Annotated in this window: 2 protein-coding genes; both read right to left on the bottom strand. The window is 65.0% G+C overall.

The features are described from left to right. A partial coding sequence (locus tag EOA36_RS35265; protein ID WP_189553540.1) for a DMT family transporter occupies positions 1-398 on the bottom strand: 398 nt, incomplete at its 3' end. Positions 399-445: 47 nt separating this feature from the next. Then, positions 446-1,426, bottom strand: a complete 981-nt coding sequence (locus EOA36_RS35260; RefSeq protein ID WP_127281219.1) for an RluA family pseudouridine synthase — start codon at positions 1,424-1,426, stop codon at positions 446-448. Positions 1,427-1,482 lie beyond the last annotated feature (56 nt).

The raw sequence follows: 1,482 nt of genomic DNA, 5'->3' as shown, positions 1-1,482 counted from the left end.
ACGGGGGCGAGACCCGCAAAGGCCAACAGCAGGCCAAGGAACTTGCGCGTGGTGATCCGTTCGCCGAGCAGGAAGTGGCCGCCGATCAGCATCCAGAACGGCATCGAGTTGACCAGCAGCGTGTTACGGGCAACGGTCGTATGCTCCAGGCCGATATAGAGGCAAAGGAACTCGACGCCAAAAAGCACGCCGACCGCGATGCCGGCCAGCAATGTCCCATCCCTGGTGAACAGCGCGATGCCGCGCCAGCGGCACCAGAGGAAAACGCAGAAACCACCGATGACCGAACGCGCGATCGACAGGAAGACGGGGTCGTAGCCGGCATAGGAGATTTTGGCGGCGACGTAGTTCAGCCCCCAGGAAAAGGTCAGGCCGACCATGATGGCGGCGGCGGCCATGTCGACAGCGTCGCGCCGATCAAGCGCGTCGGTGGCGCCGCTCACGGTCAATCCTCCGCGCTGGCGTCGTCGAAGCCGATCAGGTTCCAGCTTTGGCGCATGTGCGGCGGCATCGGCGCGGTGACATCGATGACGCCCTTGTCCGGGTGCGGAATAATGATGCGGCGCGCGTGCAGGTGCAGGCGGTTTTGAATGCCGCCGGGAAAATCCCAGTTGGTGTCGGCTTCGAAGTATTTCGGGTCGCCGATGATCGGACAGCCGATATAGGCGGCGTGGACGCGGAGCTGGTGCGTGCGGCCCGTATGAGGCTCCATCTCCAGCCAGGTCATGGTCTGCGCCGCCTGCTCGATGATGCGGTAATAGGACACGGCGTGGTCGGCGCCCTTTTCGCCATGCGCGGCGATGCGCACGCGGTCGCCGTCCGGCGTCGCCTCCTTGATCAGCCAGGTCGAGATCTTGTCCTCGCGCTTGGGCGGCACGCCCTTGACCAGCGCCCAGTAGGTCTTCTTGGTTTCCCGTGCCCGGAACGCCTCGGAGAGCTTCATGGCGGCCAGCCTGGTACGGGCGACGACCAGCACGCCCGACGTATCGCGGTCGAGCCGATGCACCAGCCGCGGCTTCTCGCCCTTCTGGTTGCGCCAGGCTTCCAGCATGTCGTCGACATTGCGCGTGACGCCGGAGCCGCCCTGAACGGCGAGGCCCGCCGGCTTGTTGAAGACGAAGACCTTCGGATCCTCATGGATCAGCATCTTGGCGAGCACATCGGCGTCACCCTGGTTGCGGATCGAGTGGCCTGTGAGCGCGCTCTCGCCCTTCTTGTCCACCTCGAGCGGCGGCACACGCACCATCTGGCCCGGCTCGACACGGGTGTCGGCCTTGACCCGACCGCCATCGACGCGGATCTGGCCGGAGCGCAGCAGCTTCTGCAGATGGCCGAAGCCAAGACCCGGGAAATGGGTCTTGAACCAGCGATCGAGTCGCATGCCCGCCTCGCCGGCCTCCACCGTGATCTGTTCAACGCCTGCCATGTCTTTTTCGCTTATCCGTTTCCCGAGCAGGGCTCTTGGCCTGCGTTTGGCGCGGC

It is taken from the genome of Mesorhizobium sp. M8A.F.Ca.ET.021.01.1.1 (assembly GCF_003998025.1).
Lineage (GTDB): Bacteria > Pseudomonadota > Alphaproteobacteria > Rhizobiales > Rhizobiaceae > Mesorhizobium.
This window is presented reverse-complemented; position numbering and strand designations above follow the sequence as displayed.

Coding starts and splice junctions, on each gene's coding strand:
- EOA36_RS35260 (WP_127281219.1), bottom strand. CDS start 1,426: ATGGCAGGCGTTGAACAGATCACGGTGGAGGCCGGCGAGGCGGGCATG.